At 61.8% G+C, this 22049-nt stretch carries 22 protein-coding genes and 1 pseudogene; 11 read left to right on the top strand and 12 right to left on the bottom strand.

Annotated elements, in window-relative coordinates; genetic code table 11:
* Nucleotides 1-62 precede the first annotated feature (62 nt).
* On the bottom strand, nucleotides 63-1256 hold the full coding sequence (locus ACPW74_RS08355; protein WP_049636771.1) for a methyltransferase: 1194 nt from the start codon (nucleotides 1254-1256) through the stop codon (nucleotides 63-65).
* Between the two features lie 179 nt (nucleotides 1257-1435).
* Between ACPW74_RS08355 and ACPW74_RS08350 the strand changes: the two genes are divergently transcribed.
* The 6 genes and pseudogenes from ACPW74_RS08350 (at nucleotide 1436) to ACPW74_RS08325 (ending at nucleotide 4232) form a co-directional block, all read left to right on the top strand.
* Nucleotides 1436-2014: a PhnA domain-containing protein gene (locus ACPW74_RS08350; protein WP_039040739.1), complete on the top strand. Its 579-nt coding sequence runs from the start codon at nucleotides 1436-1438 to the stop codon at nucleotides 2012-2014.
* A 251-nt stretch (nucleotides 2015-2265) separates the two neighbouring features.
* Nucleotides 2266-2394 (top strand): hypothetical protein, encoded by a 129-nt coding sequence (locus ACPW74_RS08345; protein ID WP_129146535.1) that lies wholly within the window; start codon nucleotides 2266-2268, stop codon nucleotides 2392-2394.
* A gap of 164 nt (nucleotides 2395-2558) precedes the next feature.
* Complete coding sequence (locus tag ACPW74_RS08340) at nucleotides 2559-3194, top strand: LysE family translocator (protein ID WP_041211472.1); 636 nt, start codon at nucleotides 2559-2561, stop codon at nucleotides 3192-3194.
* A 123-nt stretch (nucleotides 3195-3317) separates the two neighbouring features.
* Nucleotides 3318-3520 (top strand): annotated as a pseudogene (locus tag ACPW74_RS08335) (hypothetical protein).
* A gap of 121 nt (nucleotides 3521-3641) precedes the next feature.
* Nucleotides 3642-3812: a hypothetical protein gene (locus ACPW74_RS08330; RefSeq protein ID WP_234921980.1), complete on the top strand. Its 171-nt coding sequence runs from the start codon at nucleotides 3642-3644 to the stop codon at nucleotides 3810-3812.
* A gap of 39 nt (nucleotides 3813-3851) precedes the next feature.
* Nucleotides 3852-4232 carry a hypothetical protein gene (locus ACPW74_RS08325; RefSeq protein WP_234921981.1) on the top strand — a complete coding sequence of 127 codons (381 nt, stop codon included), beginning with the start codon at nucleotides 3852-3854 and terminating at the stop codon, nucleotides 4230-4232.
* A 73-nt stretch (nucleotides 4233-4305) separates the two neighbouring features.
* Here ACPW74_RS08325 and ACPW74_RS08320 read toward each other — a convergent pair whose 3' ends face one another.
* From ACPW74_RS08320 to ACPW74_RS08295, 6 genes are all read right to left on the bottom strand, one after another.
* Nucleotides 4306-4797 carry a SixA phosphatase family protein gene (locus ACPW74_RS08320; RefSeq protein WP_041211473.1) on the bottom strand — a complete coding sequence of 164 codons (492 nt, stop codon included), beginning with the start codon at nucleotides 4795-4797 and terminating at the stop codon, nucleotides 4306-4308.
* A gap of 38 nt (nucleotides 4798-4835) precedes the next feature.
* Complete coding sequence (locus ACPW74_RS08315) at nucleotides 4836-5057, bottom strand: hypothetical protein (RefSeq protein WP_041211474.1); 222 nt, start codon at nucleotides 5055-5057, stop codon at nucleotides 4836-4838.
* Nucleotides 5058-5148: 91 nt separating this feature from the next.
* Nucleotides 5149-5457, bottom strand: coding sequence for a putative quinol monooxygenase (locus ACPW74_RS08310; protein ID WP_041211475.1), 309 nt, complete (start codon nucleotides 5455-5457; stop codon nucleotides 5149-5151).
* A 265-nt stretch (nucleotides 5458-5722) separates the two neighbouring features.
* Nucleotides 5723-6208 (bottom strand): GNAT family N-acetyltransferase, encoded by a 486-nt coding sequence (locus ACPW74_RS08305; protein ID WP_041211476.1) that lies wholly within the window; start codon nucleotides 6206-6208, stop codon nucleotides 5723-5725.
* Between the two features lie 18 nt (nucleotides 6209-6226).
* Nucleotides 6227-6700, bottom strand: coding sequence for a cupin domain-containing protein (locus ACPW74_RS08300; protein ID WP_041215097.1), 474 nt, complete (start codon nucleotides 6698-6700; stop codon nucleotides 6227-6229).
* Nucleotides 6701-6986: 286 nt separating this feature from the next.
* Entirely contained in the window at nucleotides 6987-7376 is a 390-nt protein-coding gene (locus ACPW74_RS08295) for a septal ring lytic transglycosylase RlpA family protein (RefSeq protein WP_164915520.1), read from the bottom strand.
* 379 nt (nucleotides 7377-7755) lie between these two features.
* On the opposite strand from ACPW74_RS08295, the gene ACPW74_RS08290 reads away from it, so the two are divergent.
* Entirely contained in the window at nucleotides 7756-8736 is a 981-nt protein-coding gene (locus tag ACPW74_RS08290) for an IS5-like element IS5 family transposase (protein WP_041206871.1), read from the top strand.
* Nucleotides 8737-9101: 365 nt separating this feature from the next.
* On the opposite strand, the gene mukB is transcribed toward ACPW74_RS08290, so the two are convergent.
* From mukB to cmoM, 4 genes are all read right to left on the bottom strand, one after another.
* Nucleotides 9102-13529 (bottom strand): chromosome partition protein MukB, encoded by a 4428-nt coding sequence (gene mukB / locus ACPW74_RS08285; RefSeq protein ID WP_201985424.1) that lies wholly within the window; start codon nucleotides 13527-13529, stop codon nucleotides 9102-9104.
* A 45-nt stretch (nucleotides 13530-13574) separates the two neighbouring features.
* The gene (gene mukE / locus ACPW74_RS08280; RefSeq protein ID WP_029314572.1) at nucleotides 13575-14312 is read right to left on the bottom strand and encodes a chromosome partition protein MukE; all 738 of its coding nucleotides are present in this window, start codon (nucleotides 14310-14312) and stop codon (nucleotides 13575-13577) included.
* Entirely contained in the window at nucleotides 14293-15612 is a 1320-nt protein-coding gene (gene mukF / locus ACPW74_RS08275) for a chromosome partition protein MukF (RefSeq protein ID WP_042863922.1), read from the bottom strand. The genes mukE and mukF overlap by 20 nt, the downstream gene beginning before the upstream one ends.
* A 114-nt stretch (nucleotides 15613-15726) precedes the next feature.
* Nucleotides 15727-16503: a tRNA uridine 5-oxyacetic acid(34) methyltransferase CmoM gene (gene cmoM / locus ACPW74_RS08270; RefSeq protein ID WP_201985423.1), complete on the bottom strand. Its 777-nt coding sequence runs from the start codon at nucleotides 16501-16503 to the stop codon at nucleotides 15727-15729.
* 128 nt (nucleotides 16504-16631) lie between these two features.
* Here cmoM and elyC point away from each other — a divergent pair, with 128 nt between their 5' ends.
* The 3 genes from elyC (at nucleotide 16632) to pfkA (ending at nucleotide 19423) form a co-directional block, all read left to right on the top strand.
* Nucleotides 16632-17417 (top strand): envelope biogenesis factor ElyC, encoded by a 786-nt coding sequence (gene elyC, locus ACPW74_RS08265; protein WP_041211480.1) that lies wholly within the window; start codon nucleotides 16632-16634, stop codon nucleotides 17415-17417.
* A 135-nt stretch (nucleotides 17418-17552) separates the two neighbouring features.
* Nucleotides 17553-18308: a triose-phosphate isomerase gene (gene tpiA / locus ACPW74_RS08260; protein WP_029314576.1), complete on the top strand. Its 756-nt coding sequence runs from the start codon at nucleotides 17553-17555 to the stop codon at nucleotides 18306-18308.
* Nucleotides 18309-18451: 143 nt separating this feature from the next.
* A complete protein-coding gene (pfkA, locus tag ACPW74_RS08255; protein ID WP_010674852.1) occupies nucleotides 18452-19423 on the top strand; it encodes a 6-phosphofructokinase in 972 nt (323 codons plus the stop codon).
* Between the two features lie 647 nt (nucleotides 19424-20070).
* On the opposite strand, the gene ACPW74_RS08250 is transcribed toward pfkA, so the two are convergent.
* Complete coding sequence (locus ACPW74_RS08250) at nucleotides 20071-20304, bottom strand: hypothetical protein (RefSeq protein WP_425858899.1); 234 nt, start codon at nucleotides 20302-20304, stop codon at nucleotides 20071-20073.
* Nucleotides 20305-20730: 426 nt separating this feature from the next.
* On the opposite strand from ACPW74_RS08250, the gene ACPW74_RS08245 reads away from it, so the two are divergent.
* Nucleotides 20731-21987 (top strand): amidohydrolase, encoded by a 1257-nt coding sequence (locus ACPW74_RS08245; protein ID WP_201985422.1) that lies wholly within the window; start codon nucleotides 20731-20733, stop codon nucleotides 21985-21987.
* Nucleotides 21988-22049: the final 62 nt, after the last annotated feature.

Here is a 22049-nt window from a genome sequence, read left to right as displayed (position 1 = left end):
TTGCAGGGGGATCCATCCCCTGGTCTTGCGGCCGCAGCCATCCGACCTGTCCGGACTCTTGCTCAGATCCCCCCTGCGCGCACCGCCCGGATCAGCAGATTGCGCGGGGTCATGGGTTTGGGACAGAAGGTGCCCACCTCCACCCGGTAGCCCTGCTCCTCGAGGAAAAGGGCGCGATCGAGCAGCAGCCAGATTTCCAGGGGACGGCGAAACAGGTGGCGCACCAGCTCCATGCGGGCGACATCGCCAAAACGGCGCTCCCCCTGTGCCAGCAAGGCGGCGTAGTCGAGCCCCGCGGGCAAGCCCATCCCCTTGCGTTCGGCGGCCCAGTGGCAGAAATCCTCGAAGCCCCCGGTCAGCAGGCTCTTTTGCAGGTTGGGCACCGGCAGGTACTCATCCACCCCGCGCACCTGGCGCTGCAGGCAGTCGAAGGCGAGGCGCCACACCACCTCCCGCTCCCGCAGCCGGGCGATGCGGGCACCGCCGGTCACCGTCTCCTGCAGCGGCAGCTTCAAATCGCTCTTGCCAAGGCGCAGGGCACTGGCCCTGGCGGCCCGGGAGAGGGGCGCATAGTGCTCTCCTCTGATGAGGTGGTAGCAACACGGGGAGAGGGTCACCCCCTGGGCACGCCCCTCGGCCACCCGCGTCAACAGATGGGTGTGCAGATCGCCGCAGGCATGGAGCGCCATGGCGTGATGGTGCGGGGCGATGAGGGCCCCGGACTCGGCGGCAAAGGCATCCGCCTCCACGAACCGCATGTTGGCGCCGTCGCGCGCGGCGAGCCGCCGCCCCTCCTCGCAGAGCGCCCCCTGCCACTCCAGGCTAAGGATCTCCGCGCCACGGTGCAGCGACACCAGGCGCCCCAGATGCCCCTTGCCGGCGCACCACTCCAGATAGGGACCTTGGTGGGGGGGCAGGCAGCCGGTGAAGGCCTCTATCTGCCCCTGCTTGCGTCCCGGCATGTACATCGCCATGGTCCTGGCGCACTGGACGGGCTCTGGGGCGAAAGGGGCAAGCTCGCCAAGGGCCTGCAACTCGGCCCCCGCCGGGATCCAGGGGGCAAGCAGGGTGCAGAGCGCATCCATGTCCCCGTCGAGGTGCGCTATCTCGTCAAGGGTCAGGGCTGCCAGGCACTTCGCAAGGGCTGGCGCCTCGCGGGCAAAGGCGATCCCCAAATGGTGATAGGGCTGGTATTGCCACCAGCGTCGCTCAGCGGTGAGCAAGCAGTCCAGTTGTCGAAAACGGTGGGCCAGCACGGTGAACCTGTCCTTTGGAGCAAAAAGGGAGGCTCATTCTAGCGATCTGCCGTCAAAAAGCACTCGCCTGTGCGCCTCTGGTAGCCTGACAAAAAGCAGGGATTTGTGCTATATTCCGCCCCCTCATTCGCGCAGCCCGCCACGGCGAGCCGCTTTACCCCTATAAACGGAACCCAATCATGACCATCAATGCCATCCTGCAAGCCCGTGCAAATGCCAAATGCGAGCTGTGTGGCGCAGAACATGCGCTGACTGCCTTCCCGGTGCCGCACTCCCCCGCCAGCGACGACGACCACAGCGTGGCCCTCTGCGCCACCTGCCGCGGCCAGCTGGAGCAGCCGGACACCACGGAGGTGAACCACTGGCGCTGCCTGGGTGACAGCATGTGGAGCCAGGTGCCGGCGGTGCAGGTGATGGCCTGGCGCCAGTTGAAGGCCCTCGTCGCCCGGGGCGAGCTCTGGGCCCAGGACATGCTGGACATGATGTACATGGAAGACGAGGTCAAGGCCTGGGCAGACGCCGGCGTGACCAGCGACGATGACGACAGCGTGCCGACCGTCGACTCCAATGGCGCCGTGCTGGTGGAAGGGGACTCCGTCACCCTGATCAAGGATCTGGACGTCAAGGGCGCCGGCTTCACCGCCAAGCGCGGCACCCTGGTCAAGGGCATTCGCCTGACCAACAACCCGCTGCACATCGAGGGCAAGGTCAACGGCATGCAGATCGTGCTGGTGGCCGCCTACCTGAAGAAGGCCTGATCCCCCTTAGCCTTGTTGTTCGGATGACTCAAGAAGTGCCCCCGGGGCGCTTTTTTGTTGTCAGGGCCCACAGCTGATGTCGGCGCGGCCACAGTGGCGCCGCCGGGAAACTGGACTATCCTGCAAACCAGTTCCGCGGTATGCCCCTCCCCTGACTGTCAGTGCGCCAATGGAGAGGGCCTTCCCGGCACGCATGGAAAGACCCCGGGCACCCTGATCCCCATGGCGCCCACGAGACAAGGAGCCGCCCCATGGCCAGCAAGAAAGAGATCAAGAAGAAGATCGCCGCCCGCCAGGCGAAAATCGCCAAGCACGAAGGCAAGATCAAAAAGCTGAAAAAAGCCCTGAAATATGGGCTGACAACCATTAAAACCGCCTGATGGCGGTTTTTTTAACCATATCCTTGCCTATTGCATTTCCAGCCGCAGACCATGCTGCACCTGATTGCTCTCGCCTGGATCCTCTTCGGGGTCGGGAGAGACGCCGCTGGACGGCTCGTCAAAGAGGCTGGCATCATGCCAGCTTTGACGCCAAGGATGTGCTCATGAACCCCAATACCTGGATGCTGTTTGCGCTGGCCTATCTGCTGGCGACACTGACCCCTGGCCCCAATGTGCTGCTGGTGGTCAAGAACGGTCTGCAACACGGCTGGCGCGCCGCCCTTGTCAGCATCCTCGGCAACCTGGGGTGCCAGGCCATCCTCATCGGTCTGGTCGCCATGGGGGTGGGGGCCCTGCTGCAAACCCTGCCTCCCCTCTTTGTCGCCCTCAAGTTGGCGGGGGGTGGCTACCTGGTGTATCTGGGCTACAAGGCGCTGCGCGCGGCCAATACCAGTGCCCAAGGGCTCTCTCCCTCCACCGCGCGGGGACGCACCAGAACCACCCTCTCCTTGTTGCGAGAAGCCTTTCTGGTCTCCGCCAGCAACCCCAAGACCATCGTCTTCCTCTGCGCCCTGCTGCCCCAGTTCCTCGATCACCAAAGTCCGCTGACGCTGCAGTTCATCACCATGTACCTGACCATCTGCGCCATCGTCAGCCTGGTGCATCTGTGCTATGTCGCCCTGGCCAGGCGCGCCGGTCGCTACTTCAAGCCAGGTCGCAGCGAGCGCCTCGTTGGCCGCATCACCGGCGGGCTCTTCATCACCCTGGGCGGCGCCATCCTGCTCAGTGGTCGTCCCTGATCCCTGTGCCTCACCGCGGCTGACATTATCTGCACCATCGGCGCCGCTTGGGCGCCGCGGATCCCGGCTACCGGGGCTAGAGTTGTAGGCGTGTCTGTATATGAGCCTGCGGTGGAGCGCCATATGTATTCCTACACCCTCACCTTCCGGGAGGAGGCCGACAAGCTGACGGCCCCCGAACACGAGATCCGCCTGCAAAGCCCGGCACAGGCCGGTGATTTCATCATCCTCTCCGATGGCAGTCGCCATAGGTGATGTTCGTCACCCACCGCGCCCACTACAGCAGCCTCTACCTCGACAAGGGGGTCCGCATCCCCCAGAGCTGACGCAGGCATCGTCTTTCGCTCCCTCCTGCTATGGTGAGAGAGGGCTGCAGCTCGCCAACGCAAGCCCCTTGCCGCCCAGGGAGCGGCAAGCCCGAATGACCCATTGCCAGAGGTATTGATCATGTTCAGACAGACCGCGCTCATCCTGACCCTCACCCTGTTGGGCAGCGCCCAGGTTCACGCCATCAACCACAAATACGCCGAGCAGCTGGAACGCTCCGGCTGCACCCAGGTGACCGAAGCCCAGGGCTGCGATATTCACAAGAGCAAGGCGGAAAACGCCAAGGCATGATTTGGCACCGCCGCCCCGGCCGACGAAGGCGGATTGAACATGAGCTATGAGCAGAAGCTGGAGCGCTCCGGCTGTACCCAGGTGAGCGAGCTCAACGGCTGTGACATCAACAAGAGCAAGGCCGAGAACGCCGCCGCCGGATTTGGCGCCGCCCCCGCAGCGGCCAGCGCCAGCCCCTACGCCGGCAACTGGGTCGCCACCTTCCCCGAGACGGGCGCCACGGTCGCGAACATCCGTATCGATGACAAGGATCAGGTGTGGGTCAACGACAAGCAGGTCAGTGCCAGGAAATCCGACGGCGCCCTGGTGTTCAAGGAGGGCATGGTCATCTACACCATCCAGGGGGATCGCCGCCTCAAGGGAGAAGATGGCTGGGTCGACAACGACGCGGGCACCAAGGGGCCCATCGCGGCCAAATGACCCCGTCACCATCCCGACAAGGGGAGCCGCGGCTCCCCTTGTCGTTTCTGCCTGCTTGCAACCCACGCCCCCTCTACCCCTTCTTCGGGAAGTCCAGCACGGCCACCACCGGCGAGCAGGACGGGAGCGCCGACCAGGAGGGGGCGTCGAAGATGAAGCGGGCGACGGCGCAGGTCGGCATGCGAGTGATACCGGAGGAAAAGCCATGGGCCAGGTCGGTGAAGGCAGGATCATGACCCACCAGCAGCACGCAGGCGAGATCATCTGAAAGCGCCCCCACCACCCCGAGAAGGGTCCCGGCATCGCTCTCGTAGAGGCCCTCGTCGATGGCGATGTGGTTCGTGGAATAACCCAACTCTGCGGCAAGCAGCCGGGCGGTTGTCAGGGCCCGGCAGGCGGGGCTCGAGAGGATGAGATCGGGCTTCCCCCCCAGGCGCGCCAGGCGAGCCCCCATCAGGGGCGCATCGCGCAGCCCGCGCGCCGCCAGCGGACGAGCGCGGTCAGACAAAGACGCGTCCTCCCAGCTCGACTTGCCATGGCGTACCAGGATCAGGGTTCTTCTCATGACGCACTCCCTGGTTGATCAGGGCCACAGGCAGCCCCTCAGACCGCCCCCCGTTTGCCAGCATGAAGGGGCAGCAGCACCATGACCATCATGGTCAGCAGCACACCCCCTACCCCCCAGCCTACCTGTTCCCAGTGTACTGTCTCCCCGGCCAGCATGCCGGTGAGCAGCACAGTGGCGCAGATGAGGGTCCAGCCGGTCAGGTGGAGGAAGGACTCCCCCCGGTAGCAGCGCGTGATCAGGATGGGGTTGAGGGCCATGGCCACGCAGCCGAGCAGGTAGATGCGATTGCCGGAGCGAGGCTGAAGGAAAAAAGCCCGATGAGGGGATCATCGGGCTCTGCGGCAAGGATCAGGGGCTCACTTCTTCCATGAAGACAAGCCGAAGGGGTTCGGCCAGCAGTGCGTCCGCCTGGCGAGCGAAAGCCTGGAAATACGCGGTCTCACAGTGGGCATCCAGGGCGGCCTGACTCACGAAGGCTTCCCGCATGTAGAAGGTGCCGGGTTCATCCTTCAACTCGAACAGCACGTAATCGAGGTTGCCCGGCTCCTGGCGAGTGGGGCCAATCAAGGCAAGCAGGGCATCGCGAAGGCGCTCTCCCATGCCGTCACGGGCCTTGAGCACCGCGATCGATACCAGTTTGTCTGTCTCTTTTTTCATCCAGTTTTCTCCGTTGTACATCGTCAATACGCCAGAGAGTGCAACCTGGACAGCGATTTATACTGCCGGATGCGCCCCCATCAGACGTTGCCCAGTGTAGGCAGGACGGTGGGGGCCATATAGGGGGGCAGAATGAACACTGTGTTCAACGGGGTGGATAACCACGCCGTGCACGGAGGAACAAACGAGTGAGAGGGATCATGGCGCAAAGGGTGACAACGGGACCCGCCAGGAGGCGGCACGGCTTGCTGCCCCCTGGTCCAGGCTAAGGGCCTGCAGACCAGCGCTCAACGTCAAGGCAATAGGTGGTGAAAGGGTGTTCGCCCAGGCGCGTTTTCCTCACCCAGATGGCCCGTCTGGCGAGGGATCGATAAGGCGGGCGGGTATCCAGCAAGTGAAAGAGGATCGTCCGATGGCCAAGCGCCCTCGCCCACCCCATCATCTCGTTGAAAATCGCCACGCCGCTTCCCCAGCCGGCCCTGGCGAGCACGATGGCAAGCTCCACCCCCTCGTCATCGGGCTGGATGCCGCACCACCCCGCCAGGGTGCCGTCGAGGAAGATGGCGCGCACGCGACAACCTGGCCGGGCGTCGACTCCCAGCTTGTACGCCATCCAGTCGCGCACCCCGGCCACATCGAAAAGCGGATGAGGGATCAGGTGCTTTCGCAGCGTCTCATCGTTGAGCAGCGGAAGAAAATCCTCTGCCCTGACAGCAGAAAAGGAGCTGAACACCATGGAGGTCTCTCTCATTGCGCGAAGAGGCCCCCTCTAGTAGGGGGTGCCATCCTTGTGTCTGGCTGACCAGGCGCCATCGGCACCCTGTACCAAGGCCAGATCGTCGTCGGGATAGTCGACGGTATCCCCTGGCAGCCTGTCCCCCACCTCAAGATAGACAGCGTCCACCTCACCGTGGTTGAGCAACTGGTGGGCCAGGCCGCTGCCCCCCTTGAAGCCGATGCACTCCCCCGGCGACATCCGGTACTCCTCCTCCCCGTGGCGCAGGGTGGGATTGCCCGAGAGCACATAAACGAACTCGTCCTGCAGGCCGTGATGGTGCTTGAGCGCCGAGATGGCTCCCGGTGCCAGGGTCGTCAGATTGACCCCGAAATTGGCGAGGCCGAAATGATCCCCCAGCCTGCGCCGGGTGCGGTGCTTGACCAGGGAGGCAAAGGGCTCCGGATAGAGGGACTTTGCCTTGTGCTCGGGGATGGCCGTTGCCTGAATGGCGCGCTTGTCAGTCATGTTCTGATCCTCCCTGTGAATGACGTCTCACTTTATAGCCTGCTCCTTAGCGGCGAAACATGGGCAGGGGTTGAAGGGGGTCTCACACACCATGTCATGCCCGGTTGCCGCCAGATGGCAAAGACACCCTGTTTTTCGTTTGGCTATCTTAATGGCGCACCGGAAAATGGGAAGCCGCGTTGGCAACCTCACCAATGGAATGAAGAAGATGGCCCGCGATCACTGGGAAGCATCCTCTTCCAGCGGCCCGGGTATGGAGGGGCTCGGGCACATGCAGAACCGGCGACTAGAGCACCTCAATCCTGACCTTGATAAGCCCGGATCGGGGATTGCCGATGGCGCTGAACGCCGCCCTGGAGAGATCGATGATGCGCCCGCGGGGGAAATTGCCCCTGTCGTTGACCCTGACCACCACGCTCTTGTCGTTGGCGAGGTTGGTGACCCTGACCAGGGCGCCGAAGGGCAGTGTCATGTGGGCGGCGGTGTTGGCGTGGCGCTGGTAAGGCTCCCCGCTGGCGGTGCGCTTGTTGTGGTAGCGATCGGCGTAATAGGAGGCGAGCCCCGTCTGGGTATAGCCTCGCCAGTTGCCCGCACTGCCTGCATCAGGCTGACTGCTGCAGGCGGCCAGCAGCAGGCACAGGGAGGCCAGCAGCCCTTTTTGCACCATGGTCCTCATCATCTACTTCCTCGACCCGTTATGAGATGTCGCGTTCGCCCCGTCCGGCTGTCATGGCCAGACGGGCGCCCGCGAGCTGGAGCCTACTCTCTCACATTTCCCATGGAAAACGGGAGGCCCAAGCCTCCCGTTTGTGTGTTCACCCGTCAGCCCCTGTCAGGGGAACCATATGCTGATCGATATATGCCTGGTTGTACAAAACAACCAACATGTAGTCTCCACCAATACTACCCCAAATCCCCCCTTTGCCTTTCGAGAAAGTCACTAAATTTTCGTGTGGAGCCAAAATAATTTGGGTATGCCTGCTTTAGGGAAGGTGCGAACAAGTCCCTGATATGAGATCATGTTTGTCATCTGGAGCCATGAAAAAGGGTTCATCATGAGTCATCAGCTCACCTTCGCCGACAGTGAATTCAGCAGTAAGCGCCGTCAGACCAGAAAAGAGATTTTCTTGTCCCGCATGGAGCAGATCCTGCCATGGCAAAACATGGTGGAAGTCATCGAGCCGTTTTATCCCAAGGCTGGTAATGGCCGGCGACCTTATCCGCTGGAAACCATGCTACGCATTCACTGCATGCAGCATTGGTACAACCTGAGCGATGGCGCGATCGAAGATGCTCTGTACGAAATCGCCTCCATGCGTCTGTTTGCCCGGTTATCCCTGGATAGCGCCTTGCCGGACCGCACCACCATCATGAATTTCCGCCACCTGCTGGAGCAGCATCAACTGGCCCGCCAATTGTTCAAGACCATCAATCGCTGGCTGGCCGAAGCAGGCGTCATGATGACTCAAGGCACCTTGGTCGATGCCACCATCATTGAGGCACCCAGCTCGACCAAGAACAAAGAGCAGCAACGCGATCCGCAGATGCATCAGACCAAGAAAGGCAATCAGTGGCACTTTGGCATGAAGGCCCACATTGGTGTCGATGCCAAGAGTGGCCTGACCCACAGCCTAGTCACCACCGCGGCCAACGAGCATGACCTCAATCAGCTGGGTAATCTGCTGCATGGAGAGGAGCAATTTGTCTCAGCCGATGCCGGCTACCAAGGGGCGCCACAGCGCGAGGAGCTGGCCGAGGTGGATGTGGACTGGCTGATCGCCGAGCGCCCCGGCAAGGTAAGAACCTTGAAACAGCATCCACGCAAGAACAAAACGGCCATCAACATCGAATACATGAAAGCCAGCATCCGGGCCAAGGTGGAGCACCCGTTTCGCATCATCAAGCGACAGTTCGGCTTCGTGAAAGCCAGATACAAGGGGTTGCTGAAAAACGATAACCAACTGGCGATGTTATTCACGCTGGCCAACCTGTTTCGGGCGGACCAAATGATACGTCAGTGGGAGAGATCTCACTAAAAACTGGGAATAACGCCTTAAATGGCGAAGAAACGGTCTAAATAGGCTGATTCAAGGCATTTACGGGAGAAAAGATCGGCTCAAACTGAAAAAATGAAATGACTGAGTCAGCCGAGAAGAATTTCCCCGCTTATTCGCACCTTCCCTAGCCGCACGGTCAATTTCATTTTTACTATATTCAAGTGGTTTTTTTTGGTTTTTATACTGTGAAATTGCCATTTAAAATCCTTTTGTAATTCTGGCCAGTATAGGTGTCAATATTATTTTGACAGTTTACCGTTGCTTTAACTGTAAAAAAAGATGCATTGCTCATGTAAAACGGGAGGCCAAGCCTCCCGTTTTCATACCTTATCCGTCAGCCTCTGTCAGGCGATGAGCTTGTCGTCGGCGAAGCCAAAGCCGCGCAGCCCCACCACATGCACATGTTCGTGCTTGCCCTGCACCTTGCGGATGAGCTTGTAGGTGGTGCCCTTCTCGGGGCTGATGTTCTCCGGCGCCGCGATAAGTAGCTGCATGTCCTGGCGCTCGCACAGCTCGAACAGGGTGGCGATGGATTTGCCATCAAGCCGCGCCGCTTCGTCCAGGAACAACAGGCGGCAGGGAGCGATGTCCTTGCCGCGCAGACGGCGGGACTCCTCCTCCCAGCTGATCAGCACCATCAAGAGGATGGCCTGACCGGTGCCGATCGCCTCGCCGGTGGAGAGGGCGCCGCTCTCGGCACGCAGCCAGCCGTCGGCCCCGCGCTGCACCTCGATCTCCAGCTCCAGGTAGTTGCGATAATCCAGCAGCACGTCTCCCATCACCTGATAGTTGCGCTCCCCCTGCTCCACCTGCGGGTTGAGACGCTGGAAGAGCTTGGCCATGGCCTCGGAGAAGCTGAGCTCCTTGTCGGCGAAGAGATCGTTGTGCATGGCGCTCTGATCGGCGAGTGCGGTCAGGAGGCGAGTGTGGGCCTCGCGGATATTGACGTTGAGACGCACCCCGCGCACCAGACCGAAGGCGATGTTCTGCAGGCCCTGGTTCAATACCCGGATGCGGTTCTGCTCCCGGCGGATGATGTTGGTGATCTTGGCCGCCACCTCGTGGGAGGAGAGGGACAGATGGGTTTCCCGCTGCTTGAGCTCGTCGGCGAGGCGCGCCAGCTCGATCTCCATCTCCTCGATGGCTTCCACCGGATCGTCCGAGCGGATGATGTCGTTGCGGATGCGATCTTTCAGGTAACGGTAGACCTGCACGTAGAAGGCGACCTTCTGCTCGGTGCTGCGGTTGCCTTCCGACAGGCGCAGCGCATCGCGCAGGGCCTCGTCGTGGGCCACCGCCACCCGCAGGGCGCCGAGGGCCTTGTCCGACATGGAGCGCAGCTCGTCGCTGTCAAGATAAGCCAGCTCGCGCTTGTTCAGACGCTTCTCGACGTCGGTCTCCCGTGCCAGACGCACCACCCGCGACCAGCTCGCCTTGTGACCCACCAGGGATTTGCGGGCGCTGTAGTAATCCTTGCCTTCGAGCTTGAGACGACCGCCAAGGGATTCGATTTCGCGCTTGCACACCTGCAACTGGGCCTCGGCGCTGGTGCGGCGGGTCCGGGTGCGGATGAGCAGCTCTTCAATCTCTTTCTTGTGGGCACGGGCCTTCTCTTCCATATCGTCAGAGAGGGTCAGGCCCATGGCCGCCAGCTCCTGCTCGAACTCCGCCAGGGTCTGCCCCTTGGCCGAGGCGCTGGAATCGAGCGCCGTGCGCAGTTGCAGCGCCTCGGTGTGGCGCTGGGTGATCTGCTTGTGCTGCTCACCGGCGGTGCGGGCGGCAAGCTCCGCCGCCTTGAGCTTCTCTTTGAGTCGCTCGCTCATCTCGGACGCCTTGCCCAGCAGGTCTTGTGCATCCTGATAGGCAAAGTGCGGCAAACGGGCCACCAGCTGATCGAGGGCGTAGCAGCGGCGCTTCTGCGCGGCCAGCAGGTCGCTCACCTCGTCAAAGGCCGCCTGCAGGGCCGCCAGATCCTGGGGATCCTGGCGCAGCACCTGCACCATGGTTTCCAGTTTTTCCAACGCCTTGCCGTGCTGGGCGATAAAGGCTTCGGCTGTTTTAAGCGCCTCCACGTCGGCGTGAGCCGCCTCGAGGCGGGCCGCCAGGTCTGCCTCGGCAAACAGGTGGGCAAAGGGCAGCATCCCCTGCACCAGCTGGATATGGCGGGTCAGCTGGGCGGCAGCGGCTTTGGCATCACTCAGCTGCTTGTCGCACTCGGCGATGGTTTCTTGCAGCTTGCGCTGCTCGTGCTGCTTGGCCTGCACCTCGGCTTCGGGGTCCGGGCGGAAGGCGATATCCAGATGCTGACCGATAAAGTCGCGAAAATGCCCGTAGAGACGGTGATACTTCTGCTGCTCGAAGGCGGCCTTGGCGTAGCCCTCGATGAGGTTTTCCCGCTCAAGATCGAGCTGCTCGATCCGTTTTTCCCGGGCGGCGCGGCCAAACAGCGGCAGCTCGGGGTAGCGGGAGAAGCGCACCTGACGCTTGCTGGTGCGCACCAGCACGGCGTCCCCCAGCTCGTCCGCTTCCACCAGATCCTCATCAAAGGAGTCGGGGTTGCCCTGAATGAGGTAGATATCTTCCGGGCAATCTTCCAGCTTTTTCAGCCGCTCGATGGCGCCTTCGAGGTCGAGCACCACCAGGGCGCTGCGAGCCGGGCCGTAGAGCGCGGAGTAGTAAGGGGCATCATCGATGGAGATGTCGTCGTAGACATCGGAGAGCAGCACGCCCCCCACCTGCTCGGCGATGCGGGCAAGACGGGGATCCGCCTCGCCGGCACCCAGCTGCAGGTTGCGAATTTGCATCTCCAGCGCCTGTTTCTGGCCCTGAATGCGGTTGCTCTCCTGCTCGAACTCCCGCTCCTTGTCGAGCACGCTCTGCATGCCGGAAGAGAGTTCTTCGGCGGTGGCCAAGGCCAAGCCACTCTGCTCGCGCAGTTGCTCGAGTTTTTCAAAGGATTTGAGCCAGCGCGGGGCCAGCTTGGTCAGTTCCGCGATATCGCGGCCCAGCTGAGTGCCCTGATGCTCGAGGCTGGCGCGGCGCTGATTGGCCTCTGCCTGCTGCTCGGAGAGCTCCTCCTGGCGGGTGCGCTGGGCTTCGAGGAAGATCTCCAACTCGTCCTGGCTGGCAATGTGCTGACCAGACGCCTGGGCCAGCTCGTCTCGCAGCCGCAAGAGCGTCTTCTGGCTCTCGCTCTCTTTCTCGAGGCGAGCCAGGGCGACGCGCAGACCCTGCCCCTGGGCAATGCGGGCCTTGTCTTCGATGTGGCGCTTGAGCAGCCCCTGCGCGGTAGGCCAGGCAGCCTCGCGCACTGTTTCGGGGGCGATGCTCAAAAGCAGCGCCAGCGCCGCTTCGTGTTCGGCCACCGCCGCCTTGGCCAGCGCCAACTGCTGCTCGGCCCCCAGCACCCGGCTGGTGAGGCTCTGCTCGGCTGCGCGGAACTGATGCAGGGTGTCGCTCGCCTGCGCAGGCTCGAGCCCCGGCAACTCGCACTGCTCGCGGACGTTTTCCAGGGCCTGCACCGCCTGACGGTACTGGATGGCGCGGGTCTGCTGGATATCGAGCGCCTGCTGGTAGTCGGCCAACTGGGTCTTGAGGCTGTCTACCTCTGCCTGGGCCAGCTCCTTGCGCTCTTCCACTTCCAGCAACTGGCCGTGGATCTCTTCCACCACCGCCTGCTGCTGCTCCAGCTTGTCGTTGAGCTCCGCCAGATCGGCGCGATAGAGGGCAATCTTCTTTTGCAGCGCCACGGCCGCCATCACCTTGGCCAGGTGCTCGGCGGCGGACTCCAGCTCGTCGGTCAGGAGCTTCTCGCGGTTGGTGAGCTGATCCACCTCGTCCGCCAGATAGATGGCGCGCTGCTTCTCCTCGGCCAGCAGGCGGCGTTTGCCGGCGAGCTCAGAGCGTGCCTTGAGGGCCAGCTCGGAGAGGCGGCTCTTCTCGGCAGCGCCCCGCACATACTCCGCGGCCACATAGTGGGTGGTCTCGGTGATCAGGTTCTTGAAGAGATCCCGCTGACCCTGGGTCTCCTTGATGGCTTCCAGGGTGCGGCGGTTCTCGTAGATGGCCGCCTCCATGTCCTGGAACGCCTTGCGCACGCCGGAGTTCTCCGGCAGCAGGTATTCACGCAAGGAGCGGCTGATGGAAGACGAAATACCGCCGTAGAGGGAGGCTTCGATCAGGCGATAGAACTTGCCGCGATCCTTTTGATCCCGCAGCTTCTTCGGGGTGATGCCGAACTCGAACATGAAGTTGTGATAATCGGTCACCGTATTGAACTTGGCGACCTTGATGGCGCCAAGCTCCGCTGCCGCCCCCTTCAGATCGGCGAAGGCACGTACCCGGCCCTTGCCGTCGTCGAGCTTCTCCAGCAGCAGATCCGTGGGCGCCAGGTGCTCGGGCACATCCACCAGGGCGAACGGGGTAATGTTGACCTTGTTGTCACGGTTGGCCACTTGTTCGAGGTGGACGCCAACCCAGATCCGCTGCTCGCGGCTGTTCATCACTTCCAGCAACGAATAGCAGTGGCCGCGCTGCAGCTTGCCGTAGAGCCCCTTGTCGCGGGACGCGCTGGAGGAGCCCGCCTCCGTGGTGTTACGGAAGTGAAGCAGTGACTGGTCGGGAATGAGGGCCGCGATAAAGGCCGCCATGGTGGTGGACTTGCCCGCGCCGTTGCCGCCGGACAGGGTCGTGACCAGCTGGTCGAGATCGAAGGTGCGGGCGAAGAAGCCGTTCCAGTTGACCATGGTCAGGGATTTGAATTTGCCTCTCACGCCACACTCTCCATCAAACCGGCAGACACCATCAGTGCCGGCACATTAACGTTGCAGATCATCTTCCACCTCCAGCTCCAGCTGCTCTTCGTCCAGATCCTCTTCGATATCCTCGAACAGGGAATCGCTGCTCGGCATCTCGTCGTCGTGGAAAATGGCCTCCCCTTCCTGGATCATCCGCAGTTGCACCGCGCGAGGATCCTCGTCGGAGCGCACATCGGCGGCGAAGCGGAACACGGATTCGTTGACCCGGAATTTGTCGCTGTTGCCAAGGGGGGTGATCATCCCGAGGCGCTTGAGGCGACGCATGGAGGTGCGGATCTTCTCGAGGAGCTTCTTCTTGTCCAGATCCGTGCCGCCGGAGCGGCTGTTGACCATGCGCAGCAGTTGCTTCTCGTCCGCCAGACTCAGCACCTCTTCTTGCAGCTCGCCCATGGCGAACACCCCTTCAGAGGCGAGCCTGTCCGGGCTCAGGAACAGGTAGCAGAGCACCTTGCCCACCAGCATATCGAGCTCAGATAACACTGTTGTACCTATGTCGGCGCTCGGGCGCGGACGCAGGTAGAAGAAGCCTTCCGGCGCCTTGATGAGTTCCACCTGATAGCGACCGTAGAAGATCTCCAGCTCCTGGTGGTACTCCACCAGGGCCGAGTGCTGCTCGAATTCGTCGGCACTGATGTGGCGACCGGAGCGCAGGGCGGTGTCGATGCGCGGAAACAAGGGGTTGGCGATGGCCTCTGCGAGACGCAGGGGCAAGGGGAATTCAGTATTGATCGATGACATAGGCCTGAACCTTGGATCCAGCTTGGTTGATGGGTTTCCATGCGGGTTGGCGGTGGTGTTCGCGCTCACCGCTGGCATGGCCGAGACGCACGGCCTGATCGATCAGGAGGCGCGCCACGTCGAAGTGGGCATGGGCCGGGTAGTCCAGCAGGTATTCCCGCAGCACGTCGGCAAGATCCAGCCGATCTCCCTGCTCCGGGTAGCGGGCCAGGTAGCGCTCGATGCGCTCCGCCAGCTCCTGGTTGATGTCCACCATCTCCACGTACTCCATCTCGAGGGGCACCTCGCCGGTCACCTCCTCGTCGTGGATGGCGATGGTTTCATCCCGCAACTCCAGCAAACGGGGCTCTTCGGCCACCCGCAACAACCAGCTGTGCTGCTCGAAGTTGCGGATGGATTCCCGCAGCCGCTGGCTGAAGGCGCGGTTCTTGTCCATGTCGATGGCGTTGCGGATGAACTTGTGAACGTGCCTGTCATAACGGGACCAGAGCTCGATGCACTGTTGGCCCCAGGCGGTGATGACGTCCAGACGCCCCTGCAGGGCGTGGGTCAGCTCCTCGACGTGGAATAGATCCTCACGCCCCTGGGCCGCTTCCTGAATGTTGAGCAGCCCCGCCTGCAGGCGGTGGCCGGCGGCATCCAGGGTGTCCTGCAACTCGCGCAGGGTCTGGCCGGTCTCGTGCAGGAGCTTCTCGCAGCTGTGAATGGCATCGACCCAGTTCTGGGTCAGCAGGGCCGCGATCTCGCTCTTGACCTGGTTTTGCTGCTCGTCCATGGCGCGCTGGGTGAGATCGATGCGCCCGAGCGTCTCTTCCAGAGAGAAGGAGAGGCGCGGCAGCACCTCGGCGTCCCACTGCTCCCGGGTGTTGGTCTCGAGCGCCGCCTTGCGGGCGGTGTCGAGCTCGGCCGCCAGGTGCTCGAGCAGGATGGAGAGCTTGATGGAGTCCACCTGGCGCTGATCCATGAAGAAATCGACGATGCTCATGCCAAGGCGCGACAGGCGGTAGAGGCTCTCCCCCGCCACCATGTCGGTGGTGAAACGCGACAGCAGTTGCTGGCGAATGAGATCGTTGATGGCGTTGTTGGCGCGACCGGTGAGGGTCTCGTCCATCTGGCCGAAGGCACTGCTGACATAGCCAAAGGCATCGTGCAGCGCGGCCTCCGAGAGATCAGACTCGTCCTCGGAGAGCGTCTTGATCGCTATCAGAAAGGCCAGCCTGTCGGTGGGGAGGTTCAGCGCCAACCCCTCCTGTCTGACCCATCCCACCGTCTCTGGCAGGGTACGGGATGTACTCATCATGACGTTATCATCTCGTTGTTATAGTCGGCAGGTCTTCGCCCGCCGTGGTGATATAGGCCGGGGTCGGTGGCGCCCCGGCGGCTGGATCCCGCATCGTATTCACGCCGGTGTGTCTCAACCGGCCGGTTTCTGGGCCATCACATGGATGTAGCGCCCCAGGGAAACAAAGGGCTCCAGGCGGCAATATTGCTGCTCCATGGCCAGCAGGTCCTCGAACTTCTCGACCTGATCCTGCTTGTGGCGCATGTAGTCGTGGATGACGCGCACCCCGGTCTTGCCGATGATCCGCAATCCCCCCCGGCCTATCCAGTCATAGACCTCCTCCGGCAACTGGGGATTGGTGGGTGTCAGGGCGGTCTGGCGTTTCTTGCGAAGGCCCAGGCGCACATAGTCGAAATTACCCACCACCAGGCTCTGGAACAGGAGGCCGTGACGATTGTAAAAAAGCAGCGACAGTATGCCCCCAGCCTTGACGAAAGGGAACAGACCCAGCAAGGTCTGGCGCGGCTCGGCGAGCCACTCCAGTACCGCGTGACAGAGCACCAGATCGAAGGTGCCGGTCACGTGTTGCTTGAGATCCTGAATGGGGCAATGGATGAGACGAATTCTGTCTTCCAACCCCTTCTGGGCGATCTGCTCCCGGGCCAGATCCAGCATTTCTGCCGACAAATCGCACAGCTCCACCTGATGGCCCATGGCCGCCAGTTTCTGGGCGAAGTAGCCAAAGCCGCCGCCGGCATCCAGGATGCGCAGCGGCCGGTTGCCCAGGCGCGCCAGGCAGGCTTCGATGTCACTCCAGACAATGGTGGTGCGAATGCGCCCCTTGGTGGAGTCGTAAATGTTGCGAGCGAACTTGTCCGCGCGCCCGTCAAAACTCTGATCTTGCTTCAAGACACACTCATCTTCGACCGCCCCGCCATGAGGGCCGCAAGAGGAACCACACAGGATTGGGCCACAGGAAAAAAGAGGGGTATTCTGTCACATCCCGAATTTGCTGAAAACTCAAGGACGTGTCTGTCGTGTTCGAGCTCAACTTCTTTGTCATCAAGAAATGGCTGGGCCATCTGCTGATGCCGCTCCCCTTCTCTCTCTCCTTGTTGGTGCTGGCGCTCGTGCTGCTCTGGTTCACCCGCTTTCAAAAAAGCGGCAGGCTGCTGGCGACCCTCTCCTTGGTGATCATTGCCCTGATGGGGACGCGGCCGGTGAGCTACGAGCTAGCCCGCAGCCTGGAGCAGACCTATCCCCCCTTCGAGGTGAGCCTGCATCCGGACATCCAGGCCATCGTCGTGCTGGGCAACGGTCATGTGAGCGATCCGGCCATCCCAGAGCGCGCCTGGCAAAACAACATCTCCCTGGCGCGCACCCTGGAAGGAGTTCGCCTGGCCCTGGCCTATCCAGAAGCCGAGCTGGTCTTCTCCGGCGCCGTGGCCGGGGATCCCCTGTCGAACGCCGAGGTCAACGCCCGCATGGCGGCCAGCCTTGGCATCCCGCGTGCGCGCATGACGTTGTTTGAAAACAACAAAGACACCCATGACGAGGCGGTCAGCATCGCCGCCCACCTCAACGGCAAGCGGGTGGCACTGGTGAGTTCGGCCACCCACCTGCCCCGGGCCATGGCTCTCTATCGCAGTCAGGGACTCGATGCGGTGCCGGCTCCCACCGATTACACCGCCAAGCAGAGTCAGGAGCCGCAACCCCTCTACAGCTACCTCCCCAAGGGGCGTTATCTGATGTATTCCGAGGCTGCCATTCACGAGTGGATTGGGGTATGGTGGGCCCGTTTGCGTGGGCAGGTCACCGAGTGAGCAATCGCGCCTTGCATTCCTGATTTGGATCAGGAAAGCGAAAAAAAATTACGTCATTTGCCGCCGGGTCAGCTATCTTGGGCTCGGTTCAATTCATATAATGTTGCGCAATCAAATGCCTAGGAGATATAGAAGATGAGACAGCACCTGGTAATGGGTAACTGGAAACTGAACGGCACCAAGGCTTCTGTAGAAGCCCTGATCAAAGGACTGACCCCGGCCGCTGCCGCTCATCCTTCCGTGCAAGTGGCCGTCTGCCCGCCGGTTATCTTTTTGGGTCTGGTTGAACAGCTGACCGCTGGCAGCAAGATCGCCTACGGTGCCCAGAACGCCGACGTTCACGAGTCCGGCGCCTTCACCGGCGAAAACGCCCCCTCCATGCTCAAAGCCTTCGGCTGCACCTACTCCCTGGTCGGCCACAGCGAGCGTCGTACCCTGCACGCAGAGACCGACGACGTGGTGGCTGCCAAGTACGAAGCCATCCAGAAGGGCGGCCTGATCCCCGTGCTGTGCATCGGTGAAACCCTGGCCCAGTTCGAAGCCGGTACCACCAACCAGGTGGTCGAGACCCAGCTCAAGGCCGTGATCGATCGCTGCGGCATCGCCTCCTTCGAGAACGCCGTCATCGCTTACGAGCCGGTATGGGCCATCGGCACCGGCAAGACCGCCACCCCGGAGATCGCACAATCCGTGCATGCTCACATCCGTCAATACCTGGCCGGTTTTGATGCAGCCGTGGCTGCCAAGGTACAGATCCTGTACGGCGGCTCCGTGACTGGCGCCACCGCTGCCGACCTGTTCGGCCAGCCGGACATCGACGGTGGCCTGGTGGGTGGCGCGTCCCTGAAAGTGGACGACTTCTCCCAGATCATCGCTGGCGCCGCCAAGTAAGCGCCAAGCAAAGAGGGGCCCCGCCCCTCTTTGCATATCGCTTTCCTATGGACCCTCTCGCCATAGGAAAGCCGATATAGTAAAAGCGGCCAGCCGTATTTTTCAGAATCTTGATTTTCGACAACTCAGATCCAGAGGCACTCATGACCAAACAAATCAAACGTATTGGTGTTTTGACCAGTGGTGGTGACGCACCGGGTATGAACGCAGCCATCCGCGCCGTGGTGCGCGCCGGTCTGCATCATGGCCTGGAAGTTTACGGCATCTATGATGGCTACCTCGGTCTGCACCAGGACCGTATCGTCAAGCTCGAGCGTCACAGCGTCTCCGACGTCGTGAACCGTGGCGGTACTTTCCTGGGCTCCGCCCGTTTCCCCGCCTTCAAGGATCCGAAAGTCCGTGCCGAAGCGGTCGAAAACCTGAAGAAACACGGCATCGACGCCCTGGTGGTCATCGGCGGTGACGGCTCCTACATGGGTGCCAAGAAATTGACCGAAGAGGGCTTCCCCTGCATCGGCCTGCCGGGCACCATCGACAACGATATCGCCGGTACCGACTTCACCATCGGCTTTGATACCGCTCTGAACGTGGTCGTGGACGCCATCGACCGCCTGCGCGACACCTGCAGCTCCCACCACCGCATCTCCGTGGTCGAGATCATGGGCCGACACTGCGGCGATCTGGCCATGTCTGCCGCCGTTGCCGGTGGTGCCGAGTACGTGATCGTGCCGGAAGTGGCCTTCGACAAGGAGAAGCTGCTGCAACAGATCAAGGAAGGGGAAGCCAAGGGCAAGAAGCACGCCATCATCACCATCTGCGAGCACGTCACCGACGTCAACGCCCTGGCGAAAGACATCGAGGCCATGACCGGCCGCGAAACCCGCGCCACCATCCTGGGTCACATCCAGCGTGGCGGTTCTCCCACTGCCCGTGACCGTATCATGTCCAGCCGCATGGGTGCCTTCGCCGTCGAGCAACTGCTGGCGGGCCAGGGTGGCCGCTGCGTCGGCATTCAGGGCAACGAGATGGTGCACCACGACATCATCGACTGCATCGAGAACCTGAAGCGCCCGTTCAACCAGGAGCTGTACGATCTCTCCACCACCCTGTTCTAAAGGCTGTGGTCTGACAAAAAACCCTCCTCTGGAGGGTTTTTTTATGCGGGCTCCTCACCCCCTCCTCCCCCTGCGGGGCCCGGCTATCCACTGGCCACTGTCGCCATGTCTTACCCCTTGCCCGGCGGCCCTGAGCCTCTGACCCCACGACCTTCTCCTTTACTTCTTTCCCCCGCTTTTCTACTTGCTCACCTTGTTCGCGACGGGTATGGATAAAGGCCTTGGTGGCGCAGTGCCACGGCCCTGCGCCAGGCCTCCCCTGCCCTTCATCCCATCACACTGGCGCCATATAGCAACCCGGGTGGGCCGACGATATCGCCCGCTTCCCCTGCGCGCGGGCCCAGTGGCTCGTCCCCCCAAGAAAACAGCGAAAAACGGGGCTTCCGACCACCCAAGGCCCCATGAAGATCGAACCTCCATTTTCCCGCCTTCCCCCTTTCCTTCCATGCTCCTTTGGCGGCCGTTTTGCCGTTTTTTCGTACTCTTTTTGCTCCCATCCTGTTTGGGATGAGCAGAAAATTGAGCCTTCATCGGATAACCCTGGCTGGCAACAGCCTTGCAGACTGGGGTTAGGACACAAGTCGTGAGAAAACATGACATGGGATGACAAAACCTGGCTGACAGCCACCAACCTCCCTATGGCGACATCAATCGGCGCATCCCGCAGGCCATTTTGCTGCCGAAAAATGGAGATCACCACACAAACTCCAATCGGAACCACCAAAGAGAGCGTCATAAAAATAACATAACTCAATGTATTTAAAGGCTTTATATGCATAAACTTTCACTGGCATCACCATAAAACCCTTCGCAGGACAAAAAACGCCCTTAAACTTGGAAAAATGCAGCCGCATTCCACCACCAAACCATTTTTGCCTCATAATTACATTTTTCGTTGTTTTATCGTTCTGTTGTGGTATCTTGGTTCCATCATGAGCCAACCAAGGGAGATAAAATCATGAAAGAGTTCGTAGTTACCGCCGTTTTCACCGTGTTTTTCACTCTGGTTGCCGTCTCCATGCCGTCGCTGGCACAGCTCTAAGTCGGTCAATCAGCCATCTGCCACCTCTACCACCAGAGGGATGGTTCAAAAAACAGACTACAACATGGGTTTTTGACGCGCTCTGGCAAAGGATGATGCCAAGCCATCATTGAGCGCGATCTGCGCGCACAAAACGACCTCGTCGACATCCATGCCATCTTTCAAGGGGAGCCCGGGCTCCCCTTGTCGCATCTCCCCCTGCGGGATTTACTCTTGCCCCCCTGCCCGTCACAATGGCCGCTGGATTTGCCACGCAGGAACCACCATGACTCAGGATGCCTTGCGCCACTGGCGCCGCGACCTTCATCGTCACCCCGAAGCCGCCTGGTGTGAATTTCGCACCACCACCCTCATCGCCCAACACCTCAGTGAGCTCGGTTTCTCCATCATGCTGGGGGATCAACTGCTCGCCAGCACCCTCATCATGGGACGGGAAATAGACGTCGAGGCCCAGAAGGCCCGTGCCCTGTACCAGGGGGCGCATCCGGAGTGGCTGACGCGGATCGACGCACTCACCGGCGTGATGGGACTCTGGGAGAGCGGGCGCCCCGGCCCCACCCTGGCGTTTCGCTTCGATATCGATGCGGTGGAGGTCGAAGAGAGCCAGGAGGCGTCACACCTGCCCGGCCAGGGAGGCTGGCACTCCGCCAACCCGGGCTGGATGCACGCCTGTGCCCACGATGGTCACACCGCCATCGGGCTGGTGCTGGCCGAGCGGATCGCGGCCCTCGCCGATCGCCTCACTGGCCGCATCAAGCTCTTCTTCCAGCCGGCTGAAGAGGGCTGCCGAGGCGGCAAGGCGCTCGCGGCAGGGGGGCAGCTCGACGATGTGGATGCCCTGCTGGCACTGCACATCGGCATTCACGCGAGCAGTGGTGAGCTGGTGGTCAACCCCACCGAGTTTCTCTGTTCAACCAAATTCGACGTGGAGTTCATGGGGCAAGCCGCCCATGCGGGGCTTGAGCCCAACGCGGGCCACAATGCCCTGGCGGCGGCCTGCATGGCCACCACCGCCATGCTCGGCATTCCCCGCCATCGGGACGGCATGACCCGCATCAACGTGGGCCAGCTCAACGGCGGCAGTGGACGCAACGTCATCCCGGGCCATGCCCGCCTGATGGGGGAGACCCGTGGCGCGACGCCGGCCCTCAACGACTACATGTTCAATCAGGTGCAGCAGATTGTGGAGGGGGCGGCCCTGATGCAGGGCGCGACCTACCACATCCGCAAACAGGGGGAAGCGATCGGCATCGAGAACAGCCCAGCCCTCATCGAGGAAATCGTGCCTCTCGCACAGGGGATCTCCCTTGATACCATCCACACCCGCCGCTTCGGGGCCAGCGAGGATGCCGGTTTCCTCATCGAGCGGGTACAGCAGCACGGCGGCGAAGCCGCCTATCTCATCCTGGGAGCCAACCTCGCGGCCCCCCACCATCATCCGGAGTTCGATTTCGACGAAGCCGTGCTGGCCCCCGGAGTGGCCTTGCTGGAGGCCTGGCTGCTCGCCCGCCTCGGCCGCTAGCAGACGCCGGATGCAAACAAGGCAGCCCATGGGCTGCCTTGTTTTTTACATCCTTGCGAACA

This window comes from Aeromonas sp. INTO2 (assembly GCF_049860605.1).
Classification (GTDB): domain Bacteria; phylum Pseudomonadota; class Gammaproteobacteria; order Enterobacterales; family Aeromonadaceae; genus Aeromonas; species Aeromonas caviae.
The sequence above is the reverse complement of the archived record's forward strand: the minus strand, read 5'-3'. Positions and strand labels throughout refer to the sequence as shown.

What these genes read in the sequence shown, in the direction of transcription:
- ACPW74_RS08350 (WP_039040739.1), top strand. Translation starts at nt 1,436, where the DNA reads ATGACCATCAATGCCATCCTGCAAGCCCGTGCAAATGCCAAATGCGAG.
- ACPW74_RS08345 (WP_129146535.1), top strand. Translation starts at nt 2,266, where the DNA reads ATGGCCAGCAAGAAAGAGATCAAGAAGAAGATCGCCGCCCGCCAGGCG.
- ACPW74_RS08340 (WP_041211472.1), top strand. Translation starts at nt 2,559, where the DNA reads ATGAACCCCAATACCTGGATGCTGTTTGCGCTGGCCTATCTGCTGGCG.
- ACPW74_RS08330 (WP_234921980.1), top strand. Translation starts at nt 3,642, where the DNA reads ATGTTCAGACAGACCGCGCTCATCCTGACCCTCACCCTGTTGGGCAGC.
- ACPW74_RS08325 (WP_234921981.1), top strand. Translation starts at nt 3,852, where the DNA reads ATGAGCTATGAGCAGAAGCTGGAGCGCTCCGGCTGTACCCAGGTGAGC.
- ACPW74_RS08320 (WP_041211473.1), bottom strand. Translation starts at nt 4,797, where the DNA reads ATGAGAAGAACCCTGATCCTGGTACGCCATGGCAAGTCGAGCTGGGAG.
- ACPW74_RS08315 (WP_041211474.1), bottom strand. Translation starts at nt 5,057, where the DNA reads ATGGCCCTCAACCCCATCCTGATCACGCGCTGCTACCGGGGGGAGTCC.
- ACPW74_RS08310 (WP_041211475.1), bottom strand. Translation starts at nt 5,457, where the DNA reads ATGAAAAAAGAGACAGACAAACTGGTATCGATCGCGGTGCTCAAGGCC.
- ACPW74_RS08305 (WP_041211476.1), bottom strand. Translation starts at nt 6,208, where the DNA reads ATGAGAGAGACCTCCATGGTGTTCAGCTCCTTTTCTGCTGTCAGGGCA.
- ACPW74_RS08300 (WP_041215097.1), bottom strand. Translation starts at nt 6,700, where the DNA reads ATGACTGACAAGCGCGCCATTCAGGCAACGGCCATCCCCGAGCACAAG.
- ACPW74_RS08295 (WP_164915520.1), bottom strand. Translation starts at nt 7,376, where the DNA reads ATGAGGACCATGGTGCAAAAAGGGCTGCTGGCCTCCCTGTGCCTGCTG.
- ACPW74_RS08290 (WP_041206871.1), top strand. Translation starts at nt 7,756, where the DNA reads ATGAGTCATCAGCTCACCTTCGCCGACAGTGAATTCAGCAGTAAGCGC.
- mukE (WP_029314572.1), bottom strand. Translation starts at nt 14,312, where the DNA reads ATGTCATCGATCAATACTGAATTCCCCTTGCCCCTGCGTCTCGCAGAG.
- mukF (WP_042863922.1), bottom strand. Translation starts at nt 15,612, where the DNA reads ATGATGAGTACATCCCGTACCCTGCCAGAGACGGTGGGATGGGTCAGA.
- tpiA (WP_029314576.1), top strand. Translation starts at nt 17,553, where the DNA reads ATGAGACAGCACCTGGTAATGGGTAACTGGAAACTGAACGGCACCAAG.
- pfkA (WP_010674852.1), top strand. Translation starts at nt 18,452, where the DNA reads ATGACCAAACAAATCAAACGTATTGGTGTTTTGACCAGTGGTGGTGAC.
- ACPW74_RS08250 (WP_425858899.1), bottom strand. Translation starts at nt 20,304, where the DNA reads ATGAGGCAAAAATGGTTTGGTGGTGGAATGCGGCTGCATTTTTCCAAG.
- ACPW74_RS08245 (WP_201985422.1), top strand. Translation starts at nt 20,731, where the DNA reads ATGACTCAGGATGCCTTGCGCCACTGGCGCCGCGACCTTCATCGTCAC.